This is a genomic window from Stenotrophomonas sp. YJH_SMC_105-26 (genome assembly GCF_059368915.1).
In genome coordinates, this window is the sequence record NZ_JCAFSD010000006.1 from 213115 (window position 1) to 236196 (window position 23082).

Genomic DNA, 23082 nt, shown 5'->3' on the forward strand with positions numbered 1-23082 from the left:
TAGGCCAGCGCGCCCGTGTCGTGATCGCCTTCCACAGCTGCGATGCGCTTGCCTGTCGAATCCTCCGGATATGGGCTATAGCTGTGACGTAGCACCCGCTGCCTGGGCCGCAGACAAGCGGCTTCGCCAAGGGGCGTCTGGGGCAGGTGCTGCACGCCAATGGCTGCACCCAGTACTGCCACGACCGCTTCGGCCAGGTCACCCGCAAGGTGCAGACCGTCAACGGCGTTGCCAGCACGCTGCGCTATGCCTACAGCAAGGCGGGCCGCCTGGCCGCGCTGACCTACCCGGGTGGCAGCGTGGCCGACTACGTGCGCGATACCCAGGGCCGCATCAGCCAGATCGGCCTGACCCGGCCCGGCCAGGCGCGCCAGTTCGTGGGGAACAACGTGACCTACGCGGCCTTCGGTCCGGCCACTGGCTGGACATATGGCAACGGCCGCCAGCTGCAGCGTCCGCTGGATCTGGATTATTGCCCGCAGGCGGTGCATGACCCGGCCGCCGGTGGCCTGTCGCTGGGCTATGGCTATGATCCCGTCGGTTCGATCACCGAGCTGAAGAACGGCACAGGCTCGACGGCGCTGGCCAAGTACGCCTATGACGCGCTGGGTCGCCTGACCCAGACCCAAGACGGATAAAAAGCAATCCTGGAGAGTGGGTGAATTTCATGAAAGAGGGTGGGGTCAAATGAGCATGTTCAAGAAGACTGGTCTTCTCCTGTATCTGGTGGGTGCAGGGTATGTAAATGCGCAGGTGCCCCCTCAGCCGGAAAGGCCGGTGGTTGAGCTTGACGGCTCGATCGCGACGGATAGTGGCGCTGAGCTTGATGATAAGCAGCTACTTGCGTTGACTGGCCGCGCAGACGCGGGCGACGCTGAGGCAGCGTTTCGAATCTCACGCCACTTTGAGGGCAGAGGCACGGCTGGCAGCTCCCACATGTGGCTTGTCTATGCCGCAGCACTGGGGCACCCGATTGCACAGTACAACGTGTTCTTCATGTTGAAGGACAAGAAGGACTGCGCGTCATCAAGTGAGGCATACGCATGGCTCAAGAGTGCCGCGTTGAAGGGGGTGAGAGCCGCGGACTCTGAACTTGAGCGAGCGGCCCGCATAGCAGCTCAACGATGCGGTAGTAAACGATAGGGAGAGAGAGGTCACTTGCCGATTGAGGGCTAGCAACGTCCAGCTACCCACTAAGTCCCCAGGCTCACATGGTGCGCAGAGGATGGGCGTGGGCTTCCGGCTACCGGTCGTATGTCAATAGATGGGCATGTGCAGCAACTTCAAAACAAGCAGGCGCGGTTGAGGCGATTGCTTGCTGATTCTGCAGCAAAGCGCTGTGCAGGTTATAGCAATGAGGCTTGGCAATGGGTGACTATGGCTCAACCAATTTGAGATATACATAATGTTTGATAAAGAGCGCGTGGAAAAAATAGCTGAAGCTTGGGTCAATTTTAATCGGCTCGCAATCGATGCGATTGAGCGGGATCCGCTCACAGGCGGGCTGGATGAAGTTGATGACATCATCCAGCGAGATCCTGGCGAAGGTTGGAAATTCATTGAGGCTGTCAGGCGGATGGATGTAGATGCGCACCTACTTTCCAATCTTGCTGCCGGACCTTTGGAGGACTACCTGGTTGCCCACGGCGAAACCGAGATCGAGAGGGTTGAACGCTTGGCAAAACACGACCCGTCTCTTCGGGATCTCCTCGCTCAGACGTGGAAGAACTCGATGTCGGATGAGGTGTGGCGGCGGGTACAACGTGCTGCCACATCAGGTTAGGCTGCCATGGGTAACGCTCGAACGCCTTATGACTACGCCTGGCAGCTTCGCTATCGGCATGGCCCGCGAGGCCGCAGGGGGAGTGCAGTGCAATAAGTCATAACTGCGGGAGGCCGTTGCGGAAGTGCATGCGGGAGATTGGCAAGGAGCTTCAGCCCGCGAAAATGAATCTTCCGGAATCAATAAACCACCTGCTTTGGGATGTCTGATGACTCAACCATTCAGCGCGGGCAAAGATGATGAAATTTATTCCTATTATTTTTATCTGCTCAGTCTTCACTATCACCTCTTGCGATCGCAAGGGCAGGGAAGTTGTGCCGGAGGGCGTGATCGAAGTCTATGATTCGGCAGAGGGGGGTGCCGTAATTGGTACAAGTACTACTCCGGTTCCGGTTGTTGGATATGTCTATCCGGACAAGACTCGTTACGTGCTGAAGGTTTGCCATCTGGGTCACATAGGATATGTGCGGGATGGAATACGGGAGCTAAGGGCAGCAGTAAACCCGAGGTCATGCTGCCCGGAAACCGCGAGGAGCGCGGACTAGAGTTAACTAAACGAGGCGAAACTGAGATCATCAAGTTGGAGACTGTGGCGAAACAGGAGCTGCCACTGCGTGAATTACCTAGTTGGATGTGGGCCAGGGCGTACCCCAGCCAGGTTGGGAAGACACAGTGATGGCAGGGCACCTCGGAGCGGTCCCGCAACCGGCCATCGTGACTGCGGTGGATGGCGAAGCGCGCAACCATGACGCAGTGGGCAATACCACCAGCACCGGCAGCTACAACCACCGCGGTGACGCGTACTGTGTACTCAGGCTAGTGGCGCAGCACAGATCACGTTGTACGACGAGGCTGGGTAGTGGCTGGGGAACTATTCGGGCACGGGCCAAGCGCAACGGCAGGCCATCTGGCTGGACAACTACCCGGTGGCGTTGATCAATGTGCCGGGCCCCGGTATACCGGAGCTAGATCAGCACTTTCGGATACGCAGGTGGCGTCCCGTCGTCTTTGGTAGATCAACTTGGTATGTGTCCCTGCGACGAGTGCGTTGACTACCTAAGCATAACGTTCGGTGTGGCAGGCCTCACCTTTGGAGGCTTGGAAGCTGTGAATGGCGCAGGAGTCACCATTGCCGGTGTTTTGTCTCTGCAGCCCGAAGTTGCAATCCCCGGATTTCTGGTAATGGTGAATGGTGTGGCAACGGCGTACGATGGAGTGTCAGCGATACAAACCGCACAGGATGGAAAGGGAAGAGAATCCACCTACACCGAGGCGGCGGGGGATTGCTGTGGTATTTGGCGCGAATGCGGGAGAGCTGTTGTCATTCGGCTTCACATTGAGCAGTTGCCTTCAGGTCACACCAGAACTGCTGCAACGCGTAGCTACTGACAAGGATGCCATGAAGGTGGTGAAGGATGTTTGGGGTGGGTCTGGGTGCAATTGCAGATAATTGAGATGATATGCATATGCGCAATAGAATGCTGAATTGGCTCGGTTTGCTGTTTTTTTCGCTAATTTTTCTGAGGTCATCGTCCTATCTCGCATTGAAGGTGTATGCGATTGGTCACCTTGAGAGGGGCGATTATTTTGTAATGTTGCCTCTGGCGCTGGGTTCGCTCCTGATCTGCGGCATGTTTGTGGCAATTGTTCTTAAGAACGTAAAATCCAATCAATAGATTCCACCTGGAAGTTCACGCGCGACGTATGGATCCGTCAAGTGATTGGCCAAGAAGATGAGCCGATGGGTATCACTATCCATGATTTCAAGATGACCGGAATTCGTCTTGATCCGGTGTCCGGAGTGACTGTTTCTCTGTTTGATGACTCTGTGCAGGGATCCTATGATTTGGTCTTTGGCCGAGTCAGGAAGGCGAGCATTGATGGCTTCTCTAGCCAGAATGTCGTACTCGATCTCAAGGTCTTCCATCGAAAGGATGATTCCTTTGAATTCCAGCGGTGTTGCTTTCTCCTTGGTCTAGACCCAGTGGCTGCCCGGGAAATTGTCGATGGCGACACCTTGGTCTTCATTGAGGCCTCTGTCGGCGCAGAAATTGCACTTCTAGTAGAGGGGACTTGGGAAAGCCGGTTGATCCCGGTCAAATCATGATTCTTGATCTGTCGAATGCATCGCTCCAAGACGCACGCACCGCCTGGCTTGTAGGTCGACAGGGATCTGACAGAGAGATGGATTACAGGACGGATCACCATCGGGCCAACGCAATGGGGCTCTACCGTGCGTGCAGCCCGATGAACATCATCGATCCTGTACTCAGCGAACTGCTTTCCCGGCTCGGTGTCGACACTGACTTCGGCGACGCGGTGCTGACTTGTCCGGAGACCCAAGGGCCTATGAGGACACGCCCCTGCATGTGGTGGCCTATTACAACGATGTGGCCCTCCGCAGCGCATTGATGCCCTTCGTGACCAACATCGATGTGCGTGGTGATCTTGATCTGACGCCGCTGGCAAGTGCGGTGGCACATGGCAGCGTCGCGGCAGCGGCTTATCTCCTCTGGTGTGGTGCAGACCCGCACGCAGGGAATGAGCTTGATCGGACACCACTGGAAATGATGTGCCAGGACCCGAGGTTTGATGATGCGGTGCGTATGGTCGACACCGCAGATGGAGCCTGGTGATGGAAACTTCTGAAAAGAGGTTCTACCGATGCGCCTGATGACCTTCATCTGCCCACTTTGTGGCGCTAGCGGGCAGCGCTTTCCGCTGCGATCTGCTGGAAAGCGTCAAGCGAAGACGTCCTGCCGGGGGTGTCACGTCGAGCTTCGTTCAGACCCGCGGTTGGGCACGTACACGTTCTATCTTCTGTACGCACAGGTCATCATCCTGGTGGCGGCATTGCCGCTGGTCGGGGCCGGTGTCGCGGGTGAAGGGGCACGGCTGGGAATGATCTGTCTGGTAGTGCTGGTGCTGTGCTGGTTCCCCGGCGTGATCAGGCACGCACGAAGTCCGATCGTGCGCGCCTGCCAAGATCCCGATTACAGCTATGCGCGCAGGCCGGGTGCTTCGACTACGCACGCTGCCGCAAACCCGGAGCAGAGTAGCGACACGCCAAGCGCCAGCCCGTGATAGGGAAGTCAAGAAATGACATACCATCTCGGCACGAGGTACAGTTCCTGGATCGTTTTGCAGAACGGGTTGCAGATGGTAATTGACATTTGGCCGGCCCATTCTGGGGCTCTCATGTCTATGCCGAAGGCTGACATCTTGCGTGCAGCGGTGCTGCTCTTGCCAATGCTGGGGGGCTGCAGCATTCACCAGTTTCAACAGACGGAATGGAAGTCGGACTGGGTAGATGTTTCGTCCGGTGCGATTTTCCCTGGCAATTCAACGACTCTGCCGCTTGACCGCATTTCCATACTTGATCCTGATAGTGAAGCAGCCATTGCGGAGTGGATGTTGGAGCATTCGCTGGTCGTGGTATCGGCATCAGAGGTTGAAGGGAAGATCGGTCCAATGCCGTTGAGTGACCTGAAGCCAGCGGCCGGGGAGAGCGTCTATCTCGTCAGGGCCGCTTCGGATGAAGGTAGGGGCAAGTTCATCGGCTACGTCAACGACAAGGGACTTCTCATCCTGTACGGGGTGATGGGGGGCTGCGGTGAGCAGAAGCAACGGGTGGTTGCCGTGAGTCTTCGGGAGAAACCCGCCAACGTATTCGCTCGATGCTCGGCGGCGCTATAGTGCGCTGAAGCGCCGAGCTCCGCCTACTGCCTGGCGGATGACGCCAGGTGTGCGACCAATGGCGCGATCGGCAACCGCAAGGGAGATCGGCGCAGCGCGACCAATGCGTTCGAGCAGATCGTTCTGGGGAGGTAATGGAAAACAGTCAAAGGAAATCGGGGTTGCTCAAGAGTTCTCTCGATGCCAAAGGCTTCTTCCTGCGCGCTTTGTCTGTCGCGTCCGTCTGTGTGCTCGCCCTGAGCGCATGCGAGAATGACCGCTTAGGGGAGCTGCAGCTGAAACCCATCTACGCGGAACTGAGTAGTGCGTATTACGGTGGGATGTGCGAGGGTGCAGCCGGTCCAGACGCCAGTATCGAGAAGGTTCGTGCGGTGCGCATTGGTACGATCGCTGGTGATTGCGCAGTGCTCTATTTGGACGGAGTAGATAGGAAGGGTGAGCCCGTGATCTATGGAGCGAAAACTGGGGATCGGCCTGAATGTGCTGGATTGATACGGAAGCTCGAAGTCGGACGGGCAAGTGCGGCAGTTCTCGGCAGGGCGCGGGAAATATGCAGATAGTGATTTTCAGATATTCTCCGTATGACCTCCACTGTTGGGGGGGCGCAGATGCCCGCTGTGGGCCGGCAGTCGCAATCTTCTTCTCAGTGCCAGCCTGGCCTTAAGAAACTCGAATTCGGCGTCTAGTATGAAGATGAATTTGGATACCTTGGAAAAGGTCTCATCAATATTGTTCGACGCGCTCCGCTCCAGGGGCTTGCAAGAGAACTGGCCGCACTGTTCAGGAGGTATCGGATTCCACTGGCCCAGCTGCGAACGCTGGAGGCAGGCAGGTACTCTCGAGCGCTGCGCGATGCGTTGCGCGAGTAGGGCGCCAAGCGGGAGGCAAGGTGCATGAGCTCCCGCACTCCTCCACAAAAGAACGCGATCGGTCTGCACGCCCTCGGAGAGGTACAAGATGAAAGCCAGGCAGATTCTTCGGTACGGGCTGGCCTACGCGGTGTCGTGTGGAGCACTCTGGCTGTTCCTGCACTTTGTGGGCAGGGCGCTTTACGCCTTCGACTCACATCAGGTTTTCTTCTGGCTGTATGCCGTCAGCCTTCTGTTGCTGGGAATTGGCGCACGAGTTCCCGCCGCGGGCCGCCTGACGATCAAGCGGCTTGCCAAGGGGGCAGGCCTAGGGCTGCTCGCGGGCCTTCTGGCCCAGGTCGTGGTGCTTGTACTGGAAGCCTATAGATTCAGCGGATTCAGGCCATCGCTGCTCTGGCAGGTACCGGTTTCGCTGACGGTGATGAGCGTCGTGCTGCTCACGCCGCTCTGGGGCGCAGTGCTGGTTGCCCTCACTGCCGCTTGCCGCCGCGACAACAACCCACATCAGGCCTCGAACCCATGAAGCGCCTGACTGCCTTTTGCCTCGTGGTTGCACTGACATCCTGTGCGGCGCATCCGAACCGCACCACGAAGTGTCCACCGGCCCATTTCACCTACGTCGGCACCGAGAGAGTCGACGGACTGACCTACGGGCGCTTCCAGATCACCCACAACGCTGATCAGCCGCTTCAGCTGTGGGTGGATGAGAGACGCAGGTTGAACTCAAGGACCGCTCGCGCAGAGATGAGGCGTAAAGGCGAGGATGCCTGGCGACCTTACAACGTGATCCTTGAGGAAATCACACCGGGAGCGATCGGGCTGTCGATCGGGCAGGGTGAACAGCAGAGCGTTTTGTTCGATGGTGATGGCGTGTTCCTGCCCGGCCAATCCAGTGCGGACACGGAGTACTCCATCGTGGTACGGGATGCAGCCGGTTGCGAACATCGCACCGCGTCATTCATTCCCTGACGTTGCCGCCGCTGTGCGAGATTCTCGGTCACCCCCGCTCAGCGGCACCCACTGCATGCGCAGCGGGTGCCCCACAGCGGTTTGCGCGATCTCAATCGGCACGCCATCCCGCAGCCACGCGGCCCGCCAGCACCAGCTCGGTATCTGAGGTCAAACTACAGCAAATGCCAATGTCCCGCGAACTGATTTTCATAAGGTGCATGAAGGGCGCAGCTGCAGTTGGAGCGTTGGCGATCTGCTGCGCGCTGATTGCGTCCATGATGAATATGGGCTGTCCAGTCGTTGGGTACTCTCCAGCAGTCATGCTTGCTCTTTTTTTCGCATTGCTGGTGCTGCTTGTGTATTCCAAGTTCGAACTGGCGGGGAGGGGAATTCTGTCGGTTGAGGTTGGGCGAGTGCGATTCGCATTCGCTATGGCTTTCCTGGCCGAGATGTTCATGATTGGGTTGCTGGTCGCCCGCAACCTCGAATGCGATAGCTTTGTTCGCGCGATTCCCATTCCTGGGGCACTACTTGTCTTCTATACAGCTGCCGCCTTCTCATTTGTATTCAGTGACTTCTACCTTGGTGCAGCGCGAAAAATCATCAGACTTGGTGCTCGGCCGAGGAACTTCTTAAGAGACAAATAGTTGGAACTGCCTTTGTGGTGCGTGAGCATCCGCCACGTGAGTGGCGGGTGCTCCGCAGGGATAGCGCCAGTGCTGACTCAATCGGCACGCCATCCCGCAGCCACCCGGTCCGCCAGTACCAGATCGGTATCCACCTGCCGGCCATCGCGCAGATAACGGATGCCCACGCGCGTCCCAACCGGACGCTCACGCAACAGCGCACGCCAGTTCGCCAGCATCCGCGTGGCAATCGGCTCGCCTGAAACCATGACAATGCGATCATCCCTGCGCAGCCCAGCGCGTGCCCCGGCGCTGGACGGCGCCACATCGGCCACACGCAGTGCATCGTGTTCAGCCTGCAGCCACAGCCCGCTGCGATCGAAGGCATCGGCCTGCGTGCTTTCGGTATTGGGTACCAGATAGAGGCGCTTGGCACCGTAGTCGATGCCCATCGAGAAGCGCCGCAGCACGCCGCCACCCAGGATCGCGCCGTAGTCGGCCAGGGCCAGCGCGCCCTTGTCAGTGCTGGACAGATCACCGACCAGACCAGTGACCTCGATATCGCCCATGCGCAGCACACCGAGCCGGGCAGGTCGCGCCCGCCCCGCGCCACCCAGGCCCCATCCAAGCACCGCCTCCTCACTGGCGTGGTATTTCTCCAACAGACCATGGGTACGCACGAACGGACTGCTCAGGCTCAGCGAGTTGCGTGAGCCGGTGTCCAGCCACAGGCGAAGCGGGATGCCGTCAAGCTCGCCATTCAGTACCGGCGCGCGGTCATCCTGTTCGAACGGCAGCACCACCGCGTTGGCAGGCGGCTGGTAGTGGCCCGGCAGGGTGAAGCCGAGCACGCGCGCGCCATAGTCGAAGGTGGTGACGAAGCGCAGGAAGGTCTCGTAGCCGATGAAGCCATCATGCGGCACGCCCATCGAGTTGATCTGCTGGCCGAGGTCGATGATGTGGAACACCGGGTTTGCAAGGTGCGCGCCACCGATGCGCAGGTGGCGGGCCTGTGCCAGGCCCAGGTCGCTGGCGTTGTCGCCGGCACCATGCACGCTCAGGCGGCCCGTGGTGGTCAGCCCCAGGCGCTTGGCGGCGGTCGGTGTCAGCAGATTGATGGCGCCCGTATCCACCAGGAATCGCGCCGGCTGTCCGTCCACTTCGGCCTCGATGTAGACATGGTTGTTGATCAGGTCGAACGGAATGCGGGTGGTGCCGCTGGCATCCTCGATATAGCTGTCATGGGCCATCATTGGCGGTGCATACACGGTGTCTGTTACCGGGCCATCCACCTGGTAGCGCTGCACCTGTACATCGCTGCGCAGTCGCGGATCAGCACGGCCCCGGGCATCGAGGGTGTCGGTGATGATGCGATGGGGCAGCAACAGGCCTTCGACCGCCCGGTAGTCCTCCAGTGCGGTGGCGGTGGGTGTGCGAGCGGATGCAATGACCACGCGGCCGAGCAGGCCGCTGCCCGTATCGAACCAGAGCTCGATCGGGTCGGCGCCCCTCGGCTTCGTGGCCAGGACGGTATAGCGCCGGCCATCCAGAGCCTCGGTGCGGGGCGCGGCAAAGTGCGTGGTCGGATAGGCGTTGGACCAATAGGCACGGGTCGCCAGCCACGACTGCGTGCGCGCGGTCCGACGTGGCACGGTGCCATCCAGCAGGCCGACCTCGCCGCCATAGTCGCGCCGCCAGGACAGTTGCCCATCAAAGCCCTGCGCGACGGTGAAGTCTCCCAGTTGCGCCTGTTCGGCATAGCGCCCGGCACGCAGGTCCTGGTTGAGCTGCCAGCGCCCGTGCAGGCCGCCCACCGACTGCTCGCCCACCGCCTGCAGACGCTGTACCGACAGCCACTGCTCGCCACCACTGGCTACGCGGGCCTTGGCCAGCACATCGGCAGCATCCACCCCCGCGGCGTGTGCCGGAACCGCCAGCACCCACAGCAGGCCACCTAGCATCCATCGCAAACGCATCGCCTCACCTCCTTCGTTGGGTCAGGAGGTGATGGCAGCGCCCGGACCGGGGATATTCGACCGGGCGTGAAGGATTGGACGTTCAGTTGGACGCGGTGAGGCGGCGGTACTCGCTCGGCGTCTGTCCGGTGGCGCGCTTGAACGCGCTGTTGAAGGTCGACTTGCTGCCGAAGCCGGCGGCAAGGCCGATGTCCAGCACGCTGCGGAGGTCGGACGGATCGGACAGGCACGCCCTCGCGGCAGCGACGCGGAAGCTGTTCACGAACTCGGAGAAGCTCTGGCCCACCCCTTGGTTGAGCGCCTGCGAGACCTGGTTGGGTGACCAGCCGCTGCGCTGGCTGAGGGTCTGAAGATCCAGCCCGGGCGCTTCATGCAGGCGTTCGTCCTGCATCAATGCGGTCAGCGCGCTGGCGATGGCCGCGCATTGTGCTGCGTCGATGCCCGAGCGTTCGTAGCGTGCGTGGGTCGTATCCTCGGCGGACGCGGTCATGTCCACCAAGATGGGTGCCGCAGTGCTCGCACGTACGCGCAGCTGCTGGCGTACGACCCGGCACGCCAGCAGGTACATGCCCATGGTGGTCAGCAGGCTGAGCCCGATGCTGGCCAGCAGTGGAGCAGCGTCCGGCGGCCACCGGTTCATTGCGCTGGCAAGCCAGCATCCCGCCATCACGATCGCCAGCCCGCGCAGTCCGCTGCGTTGGATGGCGGCTCCGGGCGGGGCGGGCGGCACACGCAGCGAGAGCCACAGCGCGGCCAGCAGGTAGGGAGCACCCTGCAGCAGCCAGCCGTGGAAACTGAGCTGGAACAGCACATCGCCCAGCGGTGAGGCCTCGAAAGGCGCGAGTGCGTTCAACAGGGAAATGGCGAACGCGAGGCCAGCCGGCAGCAGATGCGCGAGCGGCAAGGGTGTTGCAGCGGCCTGCGCGGGTGTCAGCAGCGCACGCGCATGGCCATACAGCAGTGGACCGAGCAGATAGACCAGAGGCACTTCGATGACCCGCAGCCAGCGCACGGCGTCGGGCGAGATCCAGGCCTGACCACCCAGCAGCACCAATCCGAACAGATTGGCGGCGGCGAAACAGGCGAGGAATGCGGTGAGCAGCGGGTTCCCACGCGATGTGCGACCGACGCTCACGCCGGTGGACAAGGTGGCCAGGCCGAGAATCGCAGCACCCGCGGCCAGCTTCAGCAGATCCGGTGGCGTCATGCGCGCAGTGTTGATGAAGCACGTGGCAACGTCCAGCGCGGGCTGGCGGCGTGCAGGCAACACAGGGGAAGATGGCGCGCCCGGAGGGATTCGAACCCCCGACCAATGGCTTCGGAAGCCACTACTCTATCCGGCTGAGCTACGGGCGCGTTGTAGAACCGCCGCGCCGTCGGCCGGTGCCGGGGCGGGCATCGCAGCGCCATGAAGCGGTGCGGGACCGGCATTCTATCCAGTTTCGCCGAACAAATCTCCCCCCACGGGCAAAGCCGTGCCGGAGGGGCAGGAGTATCCTATCGCCATGGCTGATACCCCCCTCACTTCGCCGCAGTCGCCGGCGACGCCGCGTTGGCGGCATTACTGGAGTCTGATGCGCGCTGATCGCCCGATCGGCACGCTGCTGCTGCTGTGGCCCACCTGGTGGGCGTTGTGGCTGGCCGCGGGCGGCCTGCCGCCGCTGTGGACGCTATTCGTGTTCACCGCCGGCGTGTGGCTGACCCGCTCGGCCGGTTGCGTCATCAACGACTACGCCGACCGCTGGCTCGACCCGCATGTGGAGCGCACCAAGGCGCGCCCGCTGGCCACCGGTGCGATCAGCGGCCGCGCCGCGCTGGCGCTGTTCGCCGTACTGATGCTGGTGGCGTTCGGCCTGGTGCTGACCCTGAACGGGCTGACCATCGGCCTGAGCTTCATCGGCGTGTTCCTGGCTGCCAGCTATCCGTACCTGAAGCGCTACACCCATCTGCCGCAGGTCTACCTGGGCATGTCGTTCGGCTGGGGCATCCCGATGGCGTTCGCCGCCGTGCAGGGCGAGGTGCCGATGCTGGGCTGGCTGCTGTATGCCGGCAACATCCTGTGGTCCACCGCCTACGACACCTGGTACGCCATGGTCGACCGCGAGGACGACCTGAAGATGGGCTCGCACTCCACCGCGATCCTGTTCGGTGATCTCGACCTGGTCATCCAGGGCGTGCTGTACGCACTGTTCCTGGCCACGATGGCGCTGGTCGGCGTGCGCGGCGGGCTGGGCGGGTACTACCTGGCCGGCGTGGCCGTGGCCACCGCGCTGGTGGTGTACGAGTTCTGGATCTGCCGCAACCGCGAACGCGGCCCGTGCTTCAAGGCGTTCCTGCACAACAACTGGGTGGGTGCCGCGCTGTTTGCCGGCATCGCCGTGGACCTGGCGCTGCGTTGATCCCAAGGCCTGGTAGAGCCGGCCGCTGGCCGGCTGCACGACCATCCCGATTAGGAAATTGCCGGCCAGCTGCCGGCACTACCGCCTTCCACCACCTGCGGTGATGCCTGGATCTGGTAGAGCCGGCCGCTGGCCGGCTGCACCCGTGCGCGATCCCGAGGTTGCCGGCCAGCGGCCGGCACTACCGTTCTGTGCCGCCTACGACCAATAGGTGGCTGACAGCCCGCACCCCACCGCCCAGAATCGATCCATCGAACCTGGGAGGGTAGGCGATGGCCTCTACGGCAGCAGTACAGGACGGCTGGATGGCGCGCGCAGCGCTGCGTTCGGCCGCCTGGGCGGAAAAGTGGTTCCCCGACGCGTATGTGTTCGCGGTGCTGGGCGTGGTCATCGTCGCGCTGGCCGCGATGGGCTTCGGCTCGACCCCGCAGGCCACCGCGAGCGCCTTCGGTGACGGCTTCTGGAGCCTGATTCCCTTCACCATGCAGATGGCCTTCGTGGTCATCGGTGGCTACGCCGTGGCCACCGCGCCGGTGGTCGCGCGCTTCATCGACTTCCTGGCCCGGGTGCCGCGTACCGGCCGCGGTGCGGTGGTGTACGTGGGCCTGGTCAGCATGCTCGCCTCGCTGCTCAGCTGGGGGTTCTCGCTGGTGTTCGGTGGCCTGCTGGCGCGTGCGCTGGCCCGTCGTACCGAACTGCGCATGGACTACCGCGCCGCCGGTGCTTCGGCGTACCTCGGCCTGGGTGCGGTGTGGGCAATGGGGCTCAGTTCCTCGGCCGCACAGCTGCAGGCCAACCCGGCCAGCATGCCGCCGGGGCTGGTGGAGATCACCGGCGTGCTGCCGTTCACCGAAACCATCTTCCTGTGGCAGTCGATCGCGCTGACCTCGGTGCTGATCCTGGTCTCGCTGCTGATCGCCTGGCTGACGGCACCCGCGGCGGGTAGTGCGCGTACCGCCGAGGAGTTCCCCGGTGCTGCACAGGCCGAGCCGGAACCGCTGCAGCGACGCACGCGCCCGGGCGAATGGCTGGAATACAGCCCGCTGCTGACCGTGCTGCTCTCGCTGCTGGCGTTCGGCTGGCTGTTCAACGAGTTCGCCAACAAGCCGGTGATCACCGCCATCGCCAACCTCAATACCTACAACTTCCTGTTCATCTCGTTGGGCCTGCTGCTGCACTGGCGCCCGCGCAGCTTCCTCAACGCGGTGGCCAAGGCGGTGCCGAGTACCACCGGCGTGCTGATCCAGTTCCCGCTGTACGGCGGCATCGCGATGATCCTCACCCACGCCGCTGGCGGTGACGGGCAGACCCTGGCGCACCGGCTGTCGAGCCTGTTCGTGCACGTGGCCAGCACCGATTCGTTCGCGCTGGTGATGGGCGTCTATTCGGCCGTGCTGGGCTTCTTCGTGCCGTCCGGTGGCGGCAAGTGGATCATCGAGGCGCCGTACGTGATGCAGGCCGCCAACGAACTGAAGGCGCACCTGGGCTGGGCGGTGCAGGTCTACAACGCGGCCGAAGCCCTGCCCAACCTGATCAACCCGTTCTGGATGCTGCCGCTGCTGGGCGTGCTGGGCCTGAAGGCACGCGACATCGTGGGCTTCACCTTCATCCAATTGCTGGTGCACATCCCGCTGGTGCTGGGCCTGTTGTGGCTGCTGGGCATGACCCTGGCGTATGTGCCACCGGTGATGCCGTAGTCCAGTATCCCCGGATCATGCGGCTTCCTACTTTGAAAGCCGCATGGCCAGAACGCGCGCTGCTCAGATTTCATTGGGCTTGTTGCCCAGTGCGGCATCCGCTTCGAACCAGCTTCGCGCAGTATTGCCAACATACTTGGTCAACGCATAGTTGGCCCCTGAGCCGATGACGACTCCGATGCCGAACGGAATGGCTTTTTCCAGCGCCTTGCGGGTAAAGGTGATGCCGATCTTCTTGAAGAGTTCCTTGAGAGCTTGCAACACGGCGCCCTTCAAGTACTGACGGACCATCTTTACGCCAGCATTTGAGGCGATCCGAGTCGACGCTTCGACGCCGAGCTTCTCCAGAGAACCTCCTGCGGCGATGAGAAAAGCCAGGTGCCTGGCGTCTTCGCCATTCACGTCCCATCCATAGGCCTCAGCCAAGCACATGGTCATGTCGACCTGCAGTTTCATGCTGATGCTTGCATCGGCGAGACCACCGCCAACCATTGCCAGAGCCGTACCAATTCCCGGGATGACCCCGGTCAGAGCAGTCGCTCCCCCCGTGGTGGCTGACATCCGGCAATAACGGCTGATGATCTTGTCGGCCACCAACCCTGCAACCTCGTGCTGGCCGCGTGTTGGATCCCGGGAGAGAATCTGGCGCCTGTACTGGGCGACGAGGGCCTTCGCGTCTGCGGGACTGATCGCGATGCTCTCGACCGCTTTGAGGAGGCGAGAGTCACTTGCTTCTGCAACCACGGCGTTCATTTAGACGTTCCTTGTTGATGCTTGGAAAGATGGGCCGTCCATAGCAGCCCGTCCGCAGCCTATCGGCTTCGGGTAGCCATTCTTGAGCGAACGCTCGCGCATTCCGGTGCGCCCTACAGCACTGAATACGTGCTCCTGTCATTACCACATAAGGACATGCCGAACCCGCATGAATCCTTTAGCGGCTTGTGCCGCAAGGACTTTCGCGTGTTCATTCACGCGCGTACACACAGGTGTAGCCGTCCGCCAACGCGCGATTAACTCTTCGCTGCAGACGATGGCCCCGTCCACCGCATTCCGCGCGTGGCTTTGGAGATCGGACATGGCACAGCAGAACCAGAACCCGAACCAGAAGCAGCAGGGCCAGCAGAACCAGCAGGATCAGCAGCAGGGCCGTGGCCGCGACCAGCAGCAGCAACAGCAGCAGGAACAGCAGCAGCGCAACCAGCGCAATCAGCAGCAAGGTGGGCAGGACGAGGAAGAGTGACGTCGGTACCCACCCTGGGCAACCCCCGAAGCCCCGCCGCGCGCGGGGCTTCGCTTATTCCAGCACGCCGATGCGTTGCAGCACCGGCGCGGCCGACATGTCATTGGGATTGGTGCCGGGCTGATCCTGCGGCACTTCCATGCCCATGCCGCGGTACAGATCGACCCAATGCTGTGCGATCTGCCCGGTCTGCGGATTGCGGAAGTTCATCGGCTGCAGCGCGAACACATGGTGCGCACGGAACGCACGCTCGATGAAGTCGGAACAGTAGTAGCTGTCCTCGTTCAACACATACGACGTGTTGTACGGCTTGCCCAGCATCATGCGCGCGGTGGCGACCGCATCCTTGATCGCCGCCTGCTGCGGTGCCCGCAGGCGATAGACCACGATCTGCCGCTGCTTGGCCCGGGCGTCCTGGCGGAACTCGACCAGCGATTGCCGGCGCGATCCCTTCTCGTCCGCATGCAGTACCTCCCAGCCGTTTGGCGCCACAGCGACCAGGGCCACATGATCGAAGCTGAGCGCGCCCTGCTTGCCGGTGGCATCGTCGATGGCCGCACTGAGGCCGCTGCGGCCGGCGGTGACGAACAGCAGATCGCCTTCGTGGACATCGACGGCCATCGCCAGCGCTGGCCACAGGGCGGGCAACAGCAGGCCGATCATGAGCAGGAGGCGACGCATGGAGAGTCTCGGACAGGCGGAGTGCCGGAATTGTAGGGCGCGCGGTAGCATGGGACGACCCAACCGGATTCAGGATGAGCCCATGCGTCGAAACCGTTCCGCTGCCGTGCTGATGCTTGCCTGTGGCGTGGCCCTGGTTGCCTGCACGCCCGAGCCCCAGGTGACGCCCACGGAAGTGGCGCCTGCACATCCCGCGCCGTCGTCCACGGCGGCAGCGGTCCAGCCCGCACCGGTGCCTGCCAGCGGTGAATGCCCCTACTCGCAGTTCGATGCGTTCCTGAAGCACTTCGGCAACGAGATCGCGCTGCAGGAAAAGGCCACCGCCGATCCGCTGCTGGACAGCTACATCGATGCCGAGGCCGAGCCGGAACCGCGCAAGGTGGAAAGCCGCCTGGCGCTGGCCGATGTCGAGTGGCCGGTGATGCCCGATCCCGCCGCGTTGGCCGGGCAGGGCCGCGAGATGCAGGTCAGCACGCTGGCCGATGGGCAACGACAGGTACAGATCCGCACGCCGGACAGCAGCGACCAGCAGACCTACACCTTCGCGCAGTCGCCCTGCTGGACGCTGGTCAAGCGCGAGGATGAGTCGATCTGATGCCTGTCCCGGCACAGGCGCGGCCGGGCGGGGGCTGCTAGGCTCGGAGCCTGATCCAGGCAGGGAGACGCCGATGCAGGCTCGCAGGATGTGCACCATCACCGCCACCATGACTGTCATGCTGGCGATGGCACCCTTCACCGGCGTCCAGGCGCAGTCGCTGCCGGCCGACGATAGCGCCTACTTCGCCAGTGCGGCAGCCGAACAGGCCGCGCGCGGCGAGCTGGGCAAGCGTGTCGAGGCCCTGCAGCAGGCTTCCGCGCTTGCACCTGCGCAACGCTTCCATCAGGCCGAGGCACTGCAGGCGCAGTGCCTGCGCCATCACAGCTATCTGCATCTGCAGGCCGCACGCAACGCCCGTGACCATCGCCCGACGCAGGCGCTGGACCAGGTGATGGGGCTGTGCAGCCGCATCGCCCACACCGGCCGCGCGGCGCTGCGCGAAGCGCCCGCAGACGCGGCGTGGGCAGCACCGTATGCCTTCCTGCGCGCGCGTGCGCTGAAGGACGCCGCAGCACCGGCCAGTACCGCACTGGATGAGGCCGTGGAGGCCCTGGCCGATCCGGCGCTGGACAGTTTCGCACGGCTGCGTGGGCAGATCCTGCGCAGTGCCGAGTACCCGCAGATCGAGCGTGATGGTCGGCACTGGGACACCGGGCACGACAAGCAGGCACTGGCCCAGCAGCAGGACCGCGCGTTGCGGGAAGCGGGCTGGAAGGGTTACTGGCAGGGCCTGCACTCGCGCCGCGAGCCGATGGCCTCGGTGCTTCTGGGCCTGGTGCAGGTGAACGATGCCGCCGCGCGCCTGCAGGGCGATGGTTCTGCACCGGCGCGGGGCTACCAGCGCATGGGCCTGGATGCATCGGCGGTGGATGCTACGCTGCAGGCGATCGAACGCCATGCACGGGACCGTCGCGCCTACCAGGACATGCTGCTGCGCCACGCCGCGCGTTCAGGCATCGATGCGCCGCAGCTCTGGGATACCACGTTGCCCGATGCCGGCTATATGCCGCCGGTACTGACGCTGGCGCAGCTGCGCGACAATGCCGCCGATGCCATGCAGCACCTGGGGCCGGCATACGTCAGTGAGCTGCGTGCGCTGCTCGATCCGGCCAACCGGCGCATGGATCTGGCCACCGAACGTGGTGACCGCAGCCAGGACGCGTTCTCGGTAAGCGCTCCCGGCGTGCCGGCAATGCTGTTCGTTGGCGTGCGCCGTGGTGATCTGGAAAGCGATGTCGAGATCGCCCATGAAGCCGGTCATGCCATGCACGGTGAGTGGATGCAGCGCGGCCATGCCTCGCCGCTGCAGCGCAATGGCAGCCAGTGGCTGACCGAGGCCTTTGCCATCTACAACGAACTGCGCTTCCGCGACCAGCTGTACCAGCAGGCAGAGGACCCGCGGGCCAAGGCCTATTACCTGAAGTCACTGCTGGACGATATGGTGCTGCAGCTGTTCACGTCTTCCGAAGAGGCGCAGCTGGAGCAGTCGATCTACGAGGGCGTGGCGGACAACACGCTGGGTACCGCCGATGACCTGGACGCGTTGACCGGCCGGGTGCTGGCGCGCTTCGGTCAGGACCCGGAGCGCTATCCGCAGCTGTGCAACGGCTGGATCGGCAAGCGCCTGATGTATGACGACCCCAACTATCTGGTGAACTACCTCTATGCAGGGCTGCTGGCCGTGCAGCTGTTCGTGCAGGATCAACGCGACCCGGCAGGGTTCCGTGAACGCTATCTCGCGGTGCTGGGTGAAGGCTTTGATCGTGCGCCGACCGAGCAGGTGGCGCAGTTGCTGGGGCACGCGCCCGATTGGCCGGCGCTGGTTGATGCTGATCTGCAGGTGTTCAACCAGACGGTCGCGCAGCTGCAGGCGCTGCATGCGCGGATCGAGGCAGGGCAGGGCACGTGAAGATGCTGCGCAGGATGACGTGCACCCGGGTCACGGCATGGCTGTTGATGCTGTTGTGCCTGTTGCCGATGGTGGTGATGGCCGGTGCTGCGGTCCCTGCGCTGGATGACCCGGTGGTGGACGCCGCCAACGCACTTTCGGCGGATACCCGCGACATACTGCGCACGCAGGCCCTCAAGTTGCAGGCGCGCACCGGCGCGCAGCTGCAGGTGCTGGTGGTCGACCATGCTGGCGACGAGGGCATCGAGGCCTACGCGCAGCGGGTGTTCGACCAGTGGCAGTTGGGCCGCGAAGGCGTTGACGATGGCGTGCTGCTGCTCGTGGCCGTGCAGGACCGCCGTGTACGCATCCAGACCGGTTACGGTCTGGAGGGCGCGATTCCAGATGCCTATGCCGCCCGCATCATCGACAAGGCGATCGTGCCGCGTTTCCGCGATGGCGACCTTGACCAGGGCCTGCTGGATGGAACGAAGGTCGTGGTCGCGCTGATCGATGGCGAGGACCTGCCGGCCTGGGAAGCGCCATCGATGCGCGACGTGCTGCCGGCCGGTTGGCGCAGCGCGGACTCCGTGGTTGCACTGACGCTGCTGGCCGGCTTCCTTGCGGGTCTGTGGCGCTCACCGCCCTCGGCGCCCGCGGCCAGGATGCCGGACGACCTCGCACGCAGGCATCGCGAGCGCCAGCGTGGAGCGCCACGCGAGGTCACCACGCCGCAGGCGCGCCCGAAGCGATTGCCGGCCTGGGGTCGCCCGCTGCTGGTGACGGCTGTGGTAGCCGCGGGTCTGCTGTCGGCGGCTATGTGGGCGCCACGCCAGGCATTGGCAGCGGTCTGCATCGTATTGGCGTTGTGCGTACCGGTGGCGAGCCTGCTTGGCTGGTGCTGGCGCCGCAGCCGAGGTGTGCGCGTGGTGCTGCTCGGCATGCTCGGGGTCAGTTCGGGGTTCTTGGTGGTGATGATGCTGCGTGGCCAGTTGCCGCCCAGTCTGGCCCTGCACACGTTGCTGGACCTGGCGGCAGGCATCGTAGCCATGCTGCTGTTCTTCCTCGTGCAGGCGTGCCGCGCGCGCTGGCACAAGGACCGCAGCAGCTTCGGGGTGAGGTTCGCAGTGCTCTTGCTGCTGACCGCTGGCTACGTGCTCTTCGCACTGCTGGCCATTGATCGCGCCGACCCGGTGGCACGCCTTGCCGCGACGATCGGGTGGAGTGCCGGCACGGTCGTGCTGTACTTCGCCTGGATTTTCACCATGCTGCCCGGTGAGAAGGCACGCGGCAGCCGCAGATCATCCGTCGGCCACCGCAGTGCGTCCAGCAGCCCGTCGTCAAGTTCGTCTGCGAGCAGCTCCAGCAGCTGGTCCGGAGGCGGCGGCCGCAGCGGCGGAGGTGGTGCGTCGGGCAGCTGGTAGTTCAGGCTGCCTGTACCCGCCAGCCGAGCACAACGTCCTCCACGACACCGGGGCCAGCCACGTCGCCCACCTGCAGCAACAGCCCCTGCGCATTGGGCAGGTCCTTCTGCTCGGGAAACCACCGTCGATCGGCCGCGACCACGATCAGCAGGCCCTCGTCGTCGCCCATCGGTGCGAACTGCGGCGAAGCCGGGCTGATCGGCTGCAGGCCGAAACGTTGGTTGGACAGTTCGCGTACGGCCTCGACATCGCGGCTGGGCAGGCCGACTTCGCTCAGGCAGGTCAGCTCGCTGCCATGGAACACGCCTTCGCGAGCGCTGGCCGGCAGGCGGCGGCGGCCGATCAGTTCAAGGATCAGGCCGTCCGGGCCGGTGAAGTACACCGACTGCGACTACCAGCTGCTCTCCAGCGCGAAGTAGTCCAGCCCCGCCGGATTGCGCTGCAGCGGCGTGCGCTCACGCAACCACGTCATTGCCTCGCTGAAGCGGTTGTCCGGCACGTTGAAGGCCAGATGCACGCCACCCACCGGACGCCCCGCCGCAGGCTGAAGTTCGAGGGTGCTCCAGCCGACGTGCACATGGTTGCTGACCACGCGCTGCTGCAGCACATCGTGGAAATATGTGGCCACGGAAGCGACGTCGGATACCGGCAGAGTGAGGTGCAGCAGGCGCATGATCGATTCTCCGTGGACGCGCCCACTGTAGCGCCGGGCGATGCCCGGCGGCCACTAGCGCAGCGAATGGTTGAAGAACCGTATTGCCGCGTCCGCTGCCTGCGCGTGGGTCTGCGCCTTCGGCACCGATGTGCTGCACAGGTCCTGCAGCCGCTGTTGTCCGGCCGGGGTGCATGCGGCGAGGAAATCGTAATGGCCGACACCGGGCAGCACCTGCAGTGCAGCGCCCGCAATCGCCGCACGCGCAGCCTCGCCATTGGTCTGTGGTGGCGCGACCGTGTCCACCTGGCCCAGCACGATCGACACCGGCTGTTTCAGCGAGGAGAGCTGCTCGGGCGCAAAGGCCTGCACGATTGCCGGCGCCAGCAGGAACACCGCGCGCACGCCGGGAATGGCGCGTGCGTCGTTGGCGTGGGACATCCATGGCGACAGCTCGGGCGACGCCGCAGCGGCAACGCGCGCCTCCATCGTGTGCGTTGCCGCCTCCTGTTGGGGCCGGCAGACGCCGTCATCCGGATGTGCGGTGCAGAAGTCCCGCAATCGCTGCAGGTCCGGTCGCGCACCGGCTGCCAGCAGCGCGGTGTAGCCACCGGCCGAGAAGCCGGCGACCCCCAGGCGCTCAGGATCGACATGCGGGCCCAGCACCGGATCAGCTTGCACGGCCGCCAGTGCGGCACGCAGGTCATCGGCGCGCAACCAGTTCAGAAGGCTGCCGGGCAGGGTCATGGTGTCAACGCCGTTGTTGCCTGGATGATCCACCGCAATCACCAGATACCCGGCCCGCGCCAGCGCCGTGCCCAGCCAACCCATCATGCGCGCGCTGCCGCCGTTGCCATGCGAGAGCAGCAGGGTCGGCAGGCGATCACCCGCGACCGGCGCATCCTTGGCCGACCGGCCGGCGTCGAACAGCGGCGCGTCGGGTGGACCGATGGTCAGCGCGTTTTCGCGGCTGCCGGCCGGTGCCGGATACCAGACCGTGTAGCGCAGCGCGTCGCGGTGCCCTGCGTCGCGCACGGCGGCGCTGGCCAGCGTCGTCGTGCCGTGGCGCTCGCCGGCGACGCCGCTTTCGCGGGCGGCGCCGACGCTCGCGAACGCCAGCAGCATTCCTCCCAGCACAGCAGCGGTCATGCGCATCTTCAACTCCTTGTCAGTGGGGACGTTCTTCCACCGGCAGCCAGATCTCCACGCCGCCGTTGCCGCTGTGCTCGTCGAACCGGGTGTCGTAGCGCTCCAGGTCCGGCGCATCGGCAAGGCTCAGGTTGGACGCAGGGAGATAATGATCCAGCAACCAGAACCAGGTCGAGCGGATGGCCGAGATGTGTCCGCCGTGCCAAGCCACCAGGTAGCGGCGCGCCGGGATGTCCACGCGTCGCCAGTGCGCAGGCACGCTCGGCACCGTGCTTGCCGGTAGTGCCGCAATGTAGTCGAAGCCACCATCGTCATCACTGTTGCAGCACACGCCGAAGCTGACCGGTGCCGGCGTCGGCCACTCGCGGTTGAGCTGGGCCCATTGGCCCGGAATCGCGCCGCTGCTGTCGCGGGTATGCCGCATGCCGACGCCTGCCAGCTGGAACGCGGGCGTATCGAGCAGCCGGGGGGCTTCAATGCAGGCTGACGGGGCCTCGTCCAGGCGGATCGCCTGCACCAGCGTCAGCCCATCGGTGCCCTGTTCGCGTACCCGTTCCGGTGTCTGCCCGAACTGTTCGCTGAAGGCACGGGTGAAGGCAGCATGGGTGGTGTAGCCGGCCCCCAGCGCCACCTGCAGGATGTCGCCCGCGCCGTTGGCCAACCGCTGCGCGGCAGCGGTCAGGCGGCGCCCGCGCAGGTAGCGCACCACCGAGGTGCCGGTGCGGGCCTGGAACAGGCGTGACAGATGAAACGGCGACAGGCCGGCCGCAGCGGCGATATCGGCCAGCGCCAATGGCTGGTCCGCATGGGTTTCGATGTACCACAACGCCTTGCCTGCCGCGCTCATCCTGCCGTTCCCCGCATCCAATGCCGGCACAGTAGCGGATCGGCAGGCGCGGCGTTTAGCAGTTCTTGCGCTGCCGGGCTTTGCGTCTGCCTGCGTACCGGCAACAATGCGTGCTTCATGGACGTGATGGGGGGCAGGGAGATGCGATCGACGACGGGGGATGCCAGGCCAGCGGAGCCCGGCCGATGATCGAGATGATCGAAATGCTGCTTGCCCTCTGGGTACTTCCCAGTCTGTTGACCCTGGCGCTGATGCTGCTGATGTTGTTCGGCGCGCCACGGTGGCGCGGCAACCCCTGGGTGTACCGTGTCGGCTTCGCGTTGCTGGGCGGGTTTCTGACACCGACGTTGTTGGGGGCCGGTCACGGTGGGTTGCCGTGCGCGACTATCGGCGGGCTGGTGATGATACTGACGCAGCTGCAATGGATCGGCGATCTGCAGGTCGACTTCATGGGGATCGGGATTCGCAACAGGGGCATCTGGATCATGTCCACCCCCGCCTTGGTGGTGTTCGCTGCCATGATGTTCGTTCCGCTGCGAACGGCACGGCCGGCCCGATTCGGCTTTGGCGACGACGCCAACGGCTAGCCGCTGTGTGCGGGGATGG

22 protein-coding genes, 1 tRNA gene and 3 pseudogenes are annotated in these 23082 nt (G+C 63.8%); 18 read left to right on the forward strand and 8 right to left on the reverse strand.

Going from position 1 to position 23082, the window contains the following annotated elements; genetic code table 11:
• Positions 1-67: 67 nt before the first annotated feature.
• From AC5P7F_RS15290 to AC5P7F_RS15340, 11 genes and pseudogenes are all read left to right on the forward strand, one after another.
• A pseudogene (locus AC5P7F_RS15290) lies at positions 68-635 on the forward strand (RHS repeat-associated core domain-containing protein); the annotation flags it as partial.
• Positions 636-687: 52 nt separating this feature from the next.
• Positions 688-1143, forward strand: a complete 456-nt coding sequence (locus tag AC5P7F_RS15295) for an SEL1-like repeat protein (RefSeq protein ID WP_164077372.1) — start codon at positions 688-690, stop codon at positions 1141-1143.
• A gap of 262 nt (positions 1144-1405) precedes the next feature.
• Positions 1406-1783 carry a DUF6869 domain-containing protein gene (locus tag AC5P7F_RS15300; RefSeq protein WP_134967363.1) on the forward strand — a complete coding sequence of 126 codons (378 nt, stop codon included), beginning with the start codon at positions 1406-1408 and terminating at the stop codon, positions 1781-1783.
• A 671-nt stretch (positions 1784-2454) separates the two neighbouring features.
• Positions 2455-2751: pseudogene (locus AC5P7F_RS15305) on the forward strand (hypothetical protein); the annotation flags it as partial.
• 773 nt (positions 2752-3524) lie between these two features.
• Positions 3525-3890 carry a hypothetical protein gene (locus tag AC5P7F_RS15310; RefSeq protein WP_111205652.1) on the forward strand — a complete coding sequence of 122 codons (366 nt, stop codon included), beginning with the start codon at positions 3525-3527 and terminating at the stop codon, positions 3888-3890.
• 265 nt (positions 3891-4155) lie between these two features.
• On the forward strand, positions 4156-4419 hold the full coding sequence (locus AC5P7F_RS15315; protein ID WP_164077373.1) for an ankyrin repeat domain-containing protein: 264 nt from the start codon (positions 4156-4158) through the stop codon (positions 4417-4419).
• 28 nt (positions 4420-4447) lie between these two features.
• Entirely contained in the window at positions 4448-4867 is a 420-nt protein-coding gene (locus AC5P7F_RS15320) for a hypothetical protein (RefSeq protein WP_164077374.1), read from the forward strand.
• A 114-nt stretch (positions 4868-4981) separates the two neighbouring features.
• On the forward strand, positions 4982-5479 hold the full coding sequence (locus AC5P7F_RS15325) for a hypothetical protein (RefSeq protein WP_239510506.1): 498 nt from the start codon (positions 4982-4984) through the stop codon (positions 5477-5479).
• Positions 5480-6436: 957 nt separating this feature from the next.
• Entirely contained in the window at positions 6437-6871 is a 435-nt protein-coding gene (locus AC5P7F_RS15330; protein ID WP_046433006.1) for a hypothetical protein, read from the forward strand.
• Positions 6868-7317, forward strand: a complete 450-nt coding sequence (locus AC5P7F_RS15335) for an adhesin (RefSeq protein WP_100450745.1) — start codon at positions 6868-6870, stop codon at positions 7315-7317. Before AC5P7F_RS15330 ends, AC5P7F_RS15335 begins: the two co-directional genes overlap by 4 nt.
• A gap of 170 nt (positions 7318-7487) precedes the next feature.
• Positions 7488-7946: a hypothetical protein gene (locus tag AC5P7F_RS15340; protein ID WP_142235072.1), complete on the forward strand. Its 459-nt coding sequence runs from the start codon at positions 7488-7490 to the stop codon at positions 7944-7946.
• 77 nt (positions 7947-8023) lie between these two features.
• Here AC5P7F_RS15340 and AC5P7F_RS15345 read toward each other — a convergent pair whose 3' ends face one another.
• The 3 genes from AC5P7F_RS15345 to AC5P7F_RS15355 form a co-directional block, all read right to left on the reverse strand.
• Positions 8024-9901, reverse strand: coding sequence for an aspartyl protease family protein (locus AC5P7F_RS15345; RefSeq protein WP_164077375.1), 1878 nt, complete (start codon positions 9899-9901; stop codon positions 8024-8026).
• A gap of 82 nt (positions 9902-9983) precedes the next feature.
• Positions 9984-11108 (reverse strand): helix-turn-helix domain-containing protein, encoded by a 1125-nt coding sequence (locus tag AC5P7F_RS15350; protein ID WP_164077376.1) that lies wholly within the window; start codon positions 11106-11108, stop codon positions 9984-9986.
• Between the two features lie 72 nt (positions 11109-11180).
• Positions 11181-11257 (reverse strand) — tRNA-Arg (locus AC5P7F_RS15355).
• Positions 11258-11406: 149 nt separating this feature from the next.
• Here AC5P7F_RS15355 and ubiA point away from each other — a divergent pair.
• Positions 11407-12300 (forward strand): 4-hydroxybenzoate octaprenyltransferase, encoded by an 894-nt coding sequence (gene ubiA / locus AC5P7F_RS15360; RefSeq protein WP_005411493.1) that lies wholly within the window; start codon positions 11407-11409, stop codon positions 12298-12300.
• Positions 12301-12572: 272 nt separating this feature from the next.
• Positions 12573-13997: a short-chain fatty acid transporter gene (locus AC5P7F_RS15365; RefSeq protein ID WP_164077377.1), complete on the forward strand. Its 1425-nt coding sequence runs from the start codon at positions 12573-12575 to the stop codon at positions 13995-13997.
• A gap of 63 nt (positions 13998-14060) precedes the next feature.
• Here AC5P7F_RS15365 and AC5P7F_RS15370 read toward each other — a convergent pair whose 3' ends face one another.
• Entirely contained in the window at positions 14061-14750 is a 690-nt protein-coding gene (locus tag AC5P7F_RS15370) for an EcsC family protein (protein WP_032958748.1), read from the reverse strand.
• Positions 14751-15072: 322 nt separating this feature from the next.
• Here AC5P7F_RS15370 and AC5P7F_RS15375 point away from each other — a divergent pair, with 322 nt between their 5' ends.
• The gene (locus tag AC5P7F_RS15375) at positions 15073-15237 is read left to right on the forward strand and encodes a hypothetical protein (RefSeq protein WP_005414774.1); all 165 of its coding nucleotides are present in this window, start codon (positions 15073-15075) and stop codon (positions 15235-15237) included.
• A gap of 54 nt (positions 15238-15291) precedes the next feature.
• Here AC5P7F_RS15375 and AC5P7F_RS15380 read toward each other — a convergent pair whose 3' ends face one another.
• Complete coding sequence (locus AC5P7F_RS15380) at positions 15292-15918, reverse strand: YiiX/YebB-like N1pC/P60 family cysteine hydrolase (RefSeq protein WP_164077378.1); 627 nt, start codon at positions 15916-15918, stop codon at positions 15292-15294.
• A gap of 82 nt (positions 15919-16000) precedes the next feature.
• Between AC5P7F_RS15380 and AC5P7F_RS15385 the strand changes: the two genes are divergently transcribed.
• The 3 genes from AC5P7F_RS15385 (at position 16001) to AC5P7F_RS15395 (ending at position 19828) form a co-directional block, all read left to right on the forward strand.
• Positions 16001-16513 carry a hypothetical protein gene (locus AC5P7F_RS15385; protein WP_032958753.1) on the forward strand — a complete coding sequence of 171 codons (513 nt, stop codon included), beginning with the start codon at positions 16001-16003 and terminating at the stop codon, positions 16511-16513.
• Between the two features lie 73 nt (positions 16514-16586).
• Positions 16587-18425, forward strand: coding sequence for a M3 family metallopeptidase (locus AC5P7F_RS15390; protein ID WP_164077379.1), 1839 nt, complete (start codon positions 16587-16589; stop codon positions 18423-18425).
• 2 nt (positions 18426-18427) lie between these two features.
• A complete protein-coding gene (locus AC5P7F_RS15395; RefSeq protein ID WP_164077404.1) occupies positions 18428-19828 on the forward strand; it encodes a TPM domain-containing protein in 1401 nt (466 codons plus the stop codon).
• Between the two features lies 1 nt (position 19829).
• Here AC5P7F_RS15395 and AC5P7F_RS15400 read toward each other — a convergent pair.
• From AC5P7F_RS15400 to AC5P7F_RS15410, 3 genes and pseudogenes are all read right to left on the reverse strand, one after another.
• A pseudogene (locus AC5P7F_RS15400) lies at positions 19830-20501 on the reverse strand (VOC family protein).
• A 54-nt stretch (positions 20502-20555) separates the two neighbouring features.
• Positions 20556-21635 carry an alpha/beta hydrolase family protein gene (locus tag AC5P7F_RS15405; RefSeq protein WP_164077381.1) on the reverse strand — a complete coding sequence of 360 codons (1080 nt, stop codon included), beginning with the start codon at positions 21633-21635 and terminating at the stop codon, positions 20556-20558.
• Between the two features lie 13 nt (positions 21636-21648).
• Positions 21649-22476 (reverse strand): helix-turn-helix domain-containing protein, encoded by an 828-nt coding sequence (locus tag AC5P7F_RS15410; protein WP_164077382.1) that lies wholly within the window; start codon positions 22474-22476, stop codon positions 21649-21651.
• 185 nt (positions 22477-22661) lie between these two features.
• Between AC5P7F_RS15410 and AC5P7F_RS15415 the strand changes: the two genes are divergently transcribed.
• Complete coding sequence (locus AC5P7F_RS15415) at positions 22662-23063, forward strand: hypothetical protein (RefSeq protein ID WP_014648738.1); 402 nt, start codon at positions 22662-22664, stop codon at positions 23061-23063.
• Positions 23064-23082 lie beyond the last annotated feature (19 nt).

What these genes read in the sequence shown, in the direction of transcription:
- AC5P7F_RS15320 (WP_164077374.1), top strand. Translation starts at nt 4,448, where the DNA reads ATGCGCCTGATGACCTTCATCTGCCCACTTTGTGGCGCTAGCGGGCAG.
- AC5P7F_RS15365 (WP_164077377.1), top strand. Translation starts at nt 12,573, where the DNA reads ATGGCCTCTACGGCAGCAGTACAGGACGGCTGGATGGCGCGCGCAGCG.
- ubiA (WP_005411493.1), top strand. Translation starts at nt 11,407, where the DNA reads ATGGCTGATACCCCCCTCACTTCGCCGCAGTCGCCGGCGACGCCGCGT.
- AC5P7F_RS15380 (WP_164077378.1), bottom strand. Translation starts at nt 15,918, where the DNA reads ATGCGTCGCCTCCTGCTCATGATCGGCCTGCTGTTGCCCGCCCTGTGG.
- AC5P7F_RS15330 (WP_046433006.1), top strand. Translation starts at nt 6,437, where the DNA reads ATGAAAGCCAGGCAGATTCTTCGGTACGGGCTGGCCTACGCGGTGTCG.
- AC5P7F_RS15340 (WP_142235072.1), top strand. Translation starts at nt 7,488, where the DNA reads ATGTCCCGCGAACTGATTTTCATAAGGTGCATGAAGGGCGCAGCTGCA.
- AC5P7F_RS15345 (WP_164077375.1), bottom strand. Translation starts at nt 9,901, where the DNA reads ATGCGTTTGCGATGGATGCTAGGTGGCCTGCTGTGGGTGCTGGCGGTT.
- AC5P7F_RS15415 (WP_014648738.1), top strand. Translation starts at nt 22,662, where the DNA reads ATGATCGAGATGATCGAAATGCTGCTTGCCCTCTGGGTACTTCCCAGT.
- AC5P7F_RS15350 (WP_164077376.1), bottom strand. Translation starts at nt 11,108, where the DNA reads ATGACGCCACCGGATCTGCTGAAGCTGGCCGCGGGTGCTGCGATTCTC.
- AC5P7F_RS15335 (WP_100450745.1), top strand. Translation starts at nt 6,868, where the DNA reads ATGAAGCGCCTGACTGCCTTTTGCCTCGTGGTTGCACTGACATCCTGT.
- AC5P7F_RS15410 (WP_164077382.1), bottom strand. Translation starts at nt 22,476, where the DNA reads ATGAGCGCGGCAGGCAAGGCGTTGTGGTACATCGAAACCCATGCGGAC.
- AC5P7F_RS15385 (WP_032958753.1), top strand. Translation starts at nt 16,001, where the DNA reads ATGCGTCGAAACCGTTCCGCTGCCGTGCTGATGCTTGCCTGTGGCGTG.
- AC5P7F_RS15295 (WP_164077372.1), top strand. Translation starts at nt 688, where the DNA reads ATGAGCATGTTCAAGAAGACTGGTCTTCTCCTGTATCTGGTGGGTGCA.
- AC5P7F_RS15375 (WP_005414774.1), top strand. Translation starts at nt 15,073, where the DNA reads ATGGCACAGCAGAACCAGAACCCGAACCAGAAGCAGCAGGGCCAGCAG.
- AC5P7F_RS15325 (WP_239510506.1), top strand. Translation starts at nt 4,982, where the DNA reads ATGTCTATGCCGAAGGCTGACATCTTGCGTGCAGCGGTGCTGCTCTTG.
- AC5P7F_RS15390 (WP_164077379.1), top strand. Translation starts at nt 16,587, where the DNA reads ATGCAGGCTCGCAGGATGTGCACCATCACCGCCACCATGACTGTCATG.
- AC5P7F_RS15310 (WP_111205652.1), top strand. Translation starts at nt 3,525, where the DNA reads ATGGGTATCACTATCCATGATTTCAAGATGACCGGAATTCGTCTTGAT.
- AC5P7F_RS15300 (WP_134967363.1), top strand. Translation starts at nt 1,406, where the DNA reads ATGTTTGATAAAGAGCGCGTGGAAAAAATAGCTGAAGCTTGGGTCAAT.
- AC5P7F_RS15370 (WP_032958748.1), bottom strand. Translation starts at nt 14,750, where the DNA reads ATGAACGCCGTGGTTGCAGAAGCAAGTGACTCTCGCCTCCTCAAAGCG.
- AC5P7F_RS15395 (WP_164077404.1), top strand. Translation starts at nt 18,428, where the DNA reads ATGCTGCGCAGGATGACGTGCACCCGGGTCACGGCATGGCTGTTGATG.
- AC5P7F_RS15405 (WP_164077381.1), bottom strand. Translation starts at nt 21,635, where the DNA reads ATGCGCATGACCGCTGCTGTGCTGGGAGGAATGCTGCTGGCGTTCGCG.